Raw genomic sequence first — 7,322 nt, 5'->3', positions numbered from 1 at the left:
GCCGCCAGATGCAGCTGGTAGCGCCGCACGTCCTCGAAGCTCGCCGTATCGGGCGAGCGCCCGAGAAACGCCGCGAAGTTCTTGACCCTTTGCACGTAGTCATGTTGGGTCTTCGGNGCCAACTTGCGGATCGTCATGTCTTCGATCATGCGCCGGCGCAANGGGCTCATTGCCTCGTCGGTCATGGGGATGCTCCTGTCTTGGGTGAGGTTGTTGCAACCCCTCAATCTCAAGACAGGACGCCCCTTGGCGCTATCGGCTTGGCCACCCTGTTTGCCGCAGCGGCCTACCGCGCGAGCGGTTTAGTCCGTTGGCCCTTCTCAGACTCGCGGGTCCGACCAGATGTCCGGTTTACGCCAGGAGCCGTCCTCCACGCCAAGTCGCGCTTTGACCCCAAGCCGACTCTCGGGGTCGGCTCTGCTCACGTCAATGCGGACATTGATCAGGACCTGCGGACCCAGGCGATGGTCGTTTCCGCCGCCGGTCGGCACGTACGGGGGTGAATCGATGCGCTCTCGGACTTATGCTCATCCCCAGCGCGGTCGGCGGCCTGGCGCGATTCAGCAGGTCACGTGAAAAAGGCCGATCTTCTTCGCATGCGAGCTGTTGAACGTGTCAATCGCCTTGGGCGTCGGCTGCAGCAGGACCGTGCAGCCCTTTCTCGCAAAATACGCCTCAGCTTCCGGCGATAGATGCACATTGCCGAACTGGCCCGAGCCCAGAATGAGCTGCTCACATCCCTTCTCGAAGACGAACCTCGCTTCGTCCTTCGAGAGGACATGCGAGGTGCCGTAGTACTTCTTCGACAGCTTCTTCTTCCGCCTTGCCACTTCGCCGGACAGACGAATGATCACGTCGTGTTCATAGGTCTCTCCGTCAATCGTGATGGTGCCGAATGTAGTGCGTTCGATCTTCATGGACTGACCTCCTCATGATCTCGACACGAGGCCCCGACCCGGCAGACGAGCCTTATTCTACCTGATTGTATCAAGCAGTGCGTGGGTACTTGCGATGTCGCACGCGGGTCCCAGATCGGTCTCTCAGAACCTCAGCGAGAAGCGTCCCTTGACCATGTTGTTGGTGTCGGTCTCGGCAAGCTGGCCGGCATAGAAGATCGAGAGCGAGGTGTTGGCGGCGAGCGCCATGTCGAGGCCGGCCTCGATGAGCGCCGCATCGCTGGCGATGGCCACCCCGGAGATGGCGAAGGGCGTCGTGCCGGGGCCGAAGGCGAATAGCACCTGCGGCGTGATATCGCCGAAGGCGTGCTGCCAGGCGAGCGTGCCCTTGAAGGCCGTGGGGATGGGGCCGAGGAGGAAGGGCACGCTGATGCGGGCACCCAGGGTGGAATAGGTCACGCCCTCGCTGCCGCCGTAGCCGGTCAGCGCGGCGGGGCCGCCGATCTCGGTGAGGCGGCTGAGATCCACGTTGACGTAGGCCAGCCCTGCGAACGGCTCGAGGTTCACGCTCGCGGAGGAGAGCCCATAGCCCACCTCGCCGAACACCTGGCCCGTGCGCGCCGAGGTGTCGGCGGAAAGCGCATTATAGAAGCCGGGAAAGACCACGCTGCGGTCCGCGCTGATGTCCGCCCAGCTATAGGCCCCGCCGAACCGCACCCCCAAGGCCCCGAAGCTCGTTCCGCCATAGACCGCCACATGGGCATTGTCGCTGGAGAAGGACGAGGAGCGCGCATCCACGTGGTAGTTGGACGAGGAGTAGCCGGCGGCGAAGCCGAGGCGCCAGTCGCCTGTCCCGCTGGAGAAGGTGCGGTCATAGCCGACGATGATGCCGGAGACATCGCCGGAGATGGTGGCGGCATTGCCGTTGCCGTCGATCCGGCCCCAGGTGCCGAAGCCCTGGGCCCAGAAGGCATTAGGCGTGCCCGGCAGCTCGATGACGTCGGTGCCGGACCGGGCTTTGGCGGCATAGGCAAGCGGCGCGGCAGCGGGCGCCGCCACCGGCACGCGGGCCCGGTCCAGCACCGCCCGGCGCAGGATCAGGCTCTCGTCCTGGAGAACGGACATGGCCGAGGGATAGACCTCGCCGGAAAGCGCATTGAACACGCCGGGCACGCCGGAGACCGGCAAGGTGACGATGGCGTTGAACAGCGTGTTGCCGATCCCCAGCGCCTGGGCGGCATTGGCCACCGCAAGCTCGTTGGCCGTGGTCGCATAGGAAGCGAAGCGCGGGCTGGAGCCGCCACCGCCCCCACCGCCACCGCCATTACCTCCTCCACCATTGCTTCCGTCGTCATAGACCAGCGTCAGATAGACGTTCTGGGGGTCGTAACTCAGGGTCGGGGTGAGGAAGGCGAAGTTGGAGGACACCGAGCCGAAGGTGCCGCTCACTGCTCCGGAGGTGCTGAGGATGGCATAAGTGGTGTTGGGGCCGTAGGTGCCGGGCACGGCGAGCACCTGAACGCCGGCGCCAGTGTTGATGCTCACCGCCCCAGTCGAGGTGATGAGATCGTGCTGGCCCTGGGGCGTCACATCCACCTGATAGATGGAGCCGGCATTGAAGGTCACGGCGCCGTTCACCGTAAGGGTGCCGGGCGAGTTGCCCGGCGCCACCGTGCCACCGCTGCCCACCGACAGAGCGCCGATGGTGCCGCTGCCCTTCAGCAGGCCGCCGGAGAGCACGTTGACCGCTCCGGTTCCCGCCGCTGTCGAGTTGCCCAGGACCAGCGTGCCTGACGACACCGTGGTGCCGCCGGAATAGCTGTTCGCGCCGGTGAGGACGAGGGTGCCGGCACCGAACTTTGTGAGGCTGCCGGTGCCCGAAAGCACCTGGGCGATGGTGAAGGTATTCGCTCTATCCGCGATATCGAAGCCGCCGCCATTGGCGCCCAGATTGATGGTGCGGTTCATGGAGGTGAATGCCGTTCCCGTCACCTGCAGCGTGCCGCCATCGAGGGTGAGCGGCGCGGCGGCCCTGCCGATGCTCTCGCTGGCGGCGACGGAGAGCGTGCCGCCTCTCACGGTGGCGCTGTTGAAGGCGTTGTTGCCGGAGACGATCCAGGTTCCGCCATCCACCACGAGCGCATTGAAGCCCACATAACTGCCGTCGTATCGGCCGGTGCCCGCCCCGAACAATTCCAGCGTCTTGGGACCGGGACCGGACAGGAGACCGGCAGACACCGTGCCGTTGATGATGGAGGTCGTGCTGATCTTCAGCGTGATGTCGTAGCCGCTCAGCTCCACATTGCCGTTGATGGTGCCGGCATTGATGAGCGTGGATGTGCCGTTGCCTTGCTGGGTTATCGCTATGCCGAGGGGACCCGTCCCCTCTATGGTGCCGTTGTTCTCGATAGAAATGGTGCCGGTACCGATGCTGGCGTTGATTCCGGCTCCTCCGCGGATGAGACCGCCGACCCCGTTGGTGATCGAGGCGCCGCTCCCGTTCACCCGGATGCCGTCGCCCTGAGGCAGCGTCGCGCCATTGAGTGTGGTGCCGAGGCCCCCCTGCCCTCCGGCTCCCCCTTCGATGGAGCCGGAATTGGTGAGGCTATTGCCTCCGGCCATGAGAACGCCCGTTCCTCCAGCCCCGCCCGTTCCGCCAAAGCCGCCTCCCGGCGAGGTGCCGCCATCCGCGCCCGTATTGCCGCCATTGCCCCCTGCTCCGCCGACAATCCGGCCGGCATTCATGAGCGTCGCAATTGCCGAGCCTTCCGGCGCTCCCAGCGTGACGCCCGCGCCGCCGGCGCCGCCGTTTCCTCCGTTGGCGCCGCGCGATATGCCGGAATTGCCACCTGTGGCGCCGGCTCCGCCCGCGCCTCCCGTAATGGTGCTCGAGTTGAGCAGCGTATTGTTGGCATCGACTACGATGCCGTTGCCGCCGGCACCGCCGTTCCCGCCCTTTGATCCTGTTGCGGCGCCATTCGCTCCGGCTCCGCCCGCGCCGCCGGCGCCACCGGTGACAGACATGCCGTTGGTGAGAGCAATTCCGGTGTCGAGCCACATGCCGAGGCCGCCACCCCCACCATTGCCGCCTGCGCCGGGGAGCGCCCCCGTGCCTCCCGTCCCGCCGGTGCCGCCATTCATCACGGCCTGATTGGTGATACTGGAGGGGGTCGGCTGCGAGAGCACGCCTCCCGTCCCGCCGATCCCGCCGGCACCGCCAGCGCCTCCGACGGGGAATCCATTCGAACCGACCGCACCCGCGCCGCCGGCGCCCCCGGCATAGCTGTTGGTCCCGCTGATAATGCCGGCGCCATCTATGATGACGGCTGGCGTCCCACCGGCTCCGCCACCCGGCGTCCCTGGCGCTCCGACGAAGTCATCCGCCGATACGGGACCTCCAAGGATGACGAGAAAAGGTAATGCCGCACCGCAGGACAGGGCTGATCGCTGCAACACGCGCGCGCGAAAGCTACCGACCCCAACCCGCCCCAGCCCAAACGCACTCATCACCAATTCCCTTGTGTCGATCGACGCAGAGAATCCTTTCTAGCGGCAAGGAAGGGGGCATCATTGATCGAGCGTCCCAGCGCCTGGGCGCTTCACTCACTGCGACCCAACTGGGAGATCCACCCCAGCAGCTCCGTCCTCCGCATGCCGGCCCAACTGAGGTCGAGGCTCGCAAAATGACGCCTCCCAGGGTCGGCCGCATCGCGCACGTCGCCGGGTGTCAGGCCAAAGCTGCGTTGGAAGGCGCGCACGAAGGCGGCATCGCTGGAGAAGCCGCATTCGACGGCCACATCGATGATGCGGCGCTGGCGCAGACCCGGCGAGGAGAGCAGCGAAAAGGCATGCAGCAGCCGCCGCCGCTGGATGAGCCTGACCAGCCCGCCCTCCGCCTCGAGCGCGCGATAGAGGGCCGAGCGCGAAACGTTGAACCGCGCACAGATCGCGGCGACATCGAGAGCGCCATCATGGATATGATGCTCCACATGCGAGAGCACCTGCTGCAGGATCTTCGCGTTGCGCGGATGCCGAGCTTCGTCCGCGACCTGGGCGCGGGCGCCGAATGCCTGCGCTATGAGCGGCATTGCGGCTCGAACCTCGGCCGCGCCCTCTTCGAGCGTCATGAACCGAGCCCGTCGCCAGAGCGAGAGCAGAAGCCCGCCGACAAGCCGGGCCTGCGGCGAGCCCGCCCGAAGGATGGTTCCGCCGGCGGCGTCGGGCTCGCTCAACATGGGCGCCAAAAGGCGTCGCGGCACGATCAGGACCAGCGAGTGAGCGAAGCCGCCATTCACGGGAGCCGTCGTCCAGTAGCGGCCGACATGCGTCATGTCGATGAGGCCGACGTCTCCCGGACGGACGGTGAAGACGCGCCTTTCCGTTTCCGCGTGGGTCTGGCCTTGGAGATGGAATTGCAATTGGTAATGATCAGCGCTGCCGCGCCTCACATGTCCTGACGTCCGATCATACAAGAGAGAGCTGACGCGCCCGTCGACCAGAAGAGCCTGACCAAGATGGGCCGTTGCTGTGACGTTGCCGAACTCCTCCGCCGCACCTAGCAGAAAAAGGTCCGTCAGCTCTGCCGTCAGATCGCGCATGGCGGAAAAGCCGAGGGCCGAACGATCGAGGCGTGAGGCGGAAATGATGATCTCGTTTGGCCGCGCTTCAGCGCCCCGTGGCACGTCCCTGTTCCTCATGTCAAATCTCTACATCGTGTCGTCCGTTCTATATCTGCGGCGCGATCGGCGCCAGAGGCACCTCATCCGCCAGCTTCCATTTCCTTTGCGCATCTTCGGGTCCGTGGGGCTAGAGCGTTTTCGAGCGAAGTGGACACCGGTTCGCGTGAAGAAAACGCGTCAAAACAAGAATCTAGAGCTTCGGTTCTGATTCCATCAGAACCGAAGCTCTAGGAGCCCCCTTGCATTTACAGCGCGTCGAACTGGCCCATGAGGGTGACGCGCGGGCCATGCGTGTAGCGTCAGGTGTGAGACTGTTGCGGGACGCACCGGATTCGTTGAACACGTTGATGAGCGCATCGAGCCGGTAGCTGGCGCCGAGCTTGAGGTTCTGCGTCAGCCAATAGCAGATGCCCACCTGGATGTCGGCGTCAGCACGCCCGCGAACAGTCGATCTCTCGAGGTGGAGAGCGTGTTCGTGAGGCCGGCCGGGGTGAGAAAGGAAGGCGTGAACACATAAAGATTCGTCGCCGTCAGGACCTGCTCCTGCCCGCCGAACAGCACGGCGACATCGCCGAGATAATCGAACGACCAGTTTCCGGCGAACCGGACCGAGCCTTCGACGCCGATGAGAGGTCCCGCGCCCAGGAAGCTCGCGCGCGTATCGACAGGTTCGAGATCGTGAAGGAGTAGTTGCTTACAGGGGGAAAACCGGCGACCACGAACGGGGGAGTGAGTCCGGTGAGCGTGTTGGCCCGAATGTCCGAGGTCGAGTTGCGCGTGACAAACTCCGAAACGCGAAATCCCCCTTCAGTTGCAGCGCGCTTGGTCCGCTGCCGGCGATATCCCGCCAGGGAGAGAGCCGGCGAAGCGATGGTCGAAACCGATCGCCGCTTCCCAGCCGACCTTGGGCGTTATCACGAAGCGGCCGGTGCGACGCTCTGTGCGCGACGAAACGGCAACCTCCCGAAAGTGCATAGCGCGTGCAGGGCGCTTCGAGCAATTTTCCCAACAGGAAACCATCCAAGCACATGAAGGGCAGTCGTCGGCCCGACCTTTCAATGTGCGGGCGCTCTTCCAACAGCGCCCGCGGCTAAGAAATCAAACGCACACGAACCGTCTGAGTTTGGGGAGGATGAATTTAGAGAGCAGGAAAGGCTAAAGGCGCGAAATTGACAGCCCCTTCCACGCCAGCCCAACCATTCGAACGAAGGGAGAATCCTATGAAACGTCTATCACTGGTTATCGGCGTGCTGGCCGCGCTCGCGGCTCCCAGCGCATCGGCTCAATCGATTAATCTGACCGGCATCTATACGTGCGTCGACAAGTGTCGGGGAAGTCTGCCTGCCCATGTCACGCAGAACGGATATGACTTGAATCTTCTGACCGAGTCAGGCGTGCCTGCGCGCGCATGGCCAGACTTGTTTTCGCCGGCGAGCCGGATCTGGATTGATGCCTTTAACGAAGGCGCGGTTTATTCTCCGGATGGCATGCTCATTCAGTTCGACAATGGGACCATCTGGCATCGCGGCTTGCCGCCTCGGCGAAGGTGATCCGTACGGATAGTTGCGCCGCCAGTCGCCATGGTCCGGACACGGCTTCACGCCGGACTATGACGCGATCGCGTGTCCCTGGCATATCGGCACGCTCTACCACCGCGACACTGTGCTGCCGCCGCGCCTCCTGAAGTAGTTGCGGAGCGGCGGCACCTCAATCTCGCCTGTTGCCCTCACAGACATCGCTTTGCAGG

General features: G+C 64.5%; 6 protein-coding genes. 2 read left to right on the top strand and 4 right to left on the bottom strand.

Going from position 1 to position 7,322, the window contains the following annotated elements; genetic code table 11:
* From YY7_RS0142730 to YY7_RS0142710, 4 genes are all read right to left on the bottom strand, one after another.
* Positions 1-137: phage integrase N-terminal SAM-like domain-containing protein (locus tag YY7_RS0142730; protein ID WP_433994566.1), on the bottom strand; the 137-nt coding region annotated here is incomplete at its 3' end.
* 423 nt (positions 138-560) lie between these two features.
* Positions 561-917, bottom strand: a complete 357-nt coding sequence (locus YY7_RS0142720; RefSeq protein ID WP_028168498.1) for an Mth938-like domain-containing protein — start codon at positions 915-917, stop codon at positions 561-563.
* A 123-nt stretch (positions 918-1,040) separates the two neighbouring features.
* Entirely contained in the window at positions 1,041-4,403 is a 3,363-nt protein-coding gene (locus YY7_RS64595) for an autotransporter outer membrane beta-barrel domain-containing protein (protein ID WP_028168497.1), read from the bottom strand.
* A 92-nt stretch (positions 4,404-4,495) separates the two neighbouring features.
* Entirely contained in the window at positions 4,496-5,593 is a 1,098-nt protein-coding gene (locus tag YY7_RS0142710) for a helix-turn-helix domain-containing protein (protein WP_080664098.1), read from the bottom strand.
* 1,202 nt (positions 5,594-6,795) lie between these two features.
* Between YY7_RS0142710 and YY7_RS0142690 the strand changes: the two genes are divergently transcribed.
* Together YY7_RS0142690 and YY7_RS61220 are read left to right on the top strand one after the other, a co-directional pair.
* On the top strand, positions 6,796-7,125 hold the full coding sequence (locus YY7_RS0142690; protein ID WP_028168494.1) for a hypothetical protein: 330 nt from the start codon (positions 6,796-6,798) through the stop codon (positions 7,123-7,125).
* Between the two features lie 13 nt (positions 7,126-7,138).
* Positions 7,139-7,264, top strand: coding sequence for a hypothetical protein (locus YY7_RS61220; RefSeq protein WP_433994565.1), 126 nt, complete (start codon positions 7,139-7,141; stop codon positions 7,262-7,264).
* Positions 7,265-7,322: the final 58 nt, after the last annotated feature.

The organism is Bradyrhizobium elkanii WSM2783 (assembly GCF_000472865.1).
GTDB classification, from domain to species: domain Bacteria; phylum Pseudomonadota; class Alphaproteobacteria; order Rhizobiales; family Xanthobacteraceae; genus Bradyrhizobium; species Bradyrhizobium elkanii_A.
This window is presented reverse-complemented; position numbering and strand designations above follow the sequence as displayed.

Excerpts from the sequence above, each read along its gene's own strand:
- YY7_RS0142710 (WP_080664098.1), bottom strand. The coding sequence starts at position 5,593 with ATGAGGAACAGGGACGTGCCACGGGGCGCTGAAGCGCGGCCAAACGAG.
- YY7_RS0142690 (WP_028168494.1), top strand. The coding sequence starts at position 6,796 with ATGAAACGTCTATCACTGGTTATCGGCGTGCTGGCCGCGCTCGCGGCT.
- YY7_RS64595 (WP_028168497.1), bottom strand. The coding sequence starts at position 4,403 with ATGAGTGCGTTTGGGCTGGGGCGGGTTGGGGTCGGTAGCTTTCGCGCG.
- YY7_RS0142720 (WP_028168498.1), bottom strand. The coding sequence starts at position 917 with ATGAAGATCGAACGCACTACATTCGGCACCATCACGATTGACGGAGAG.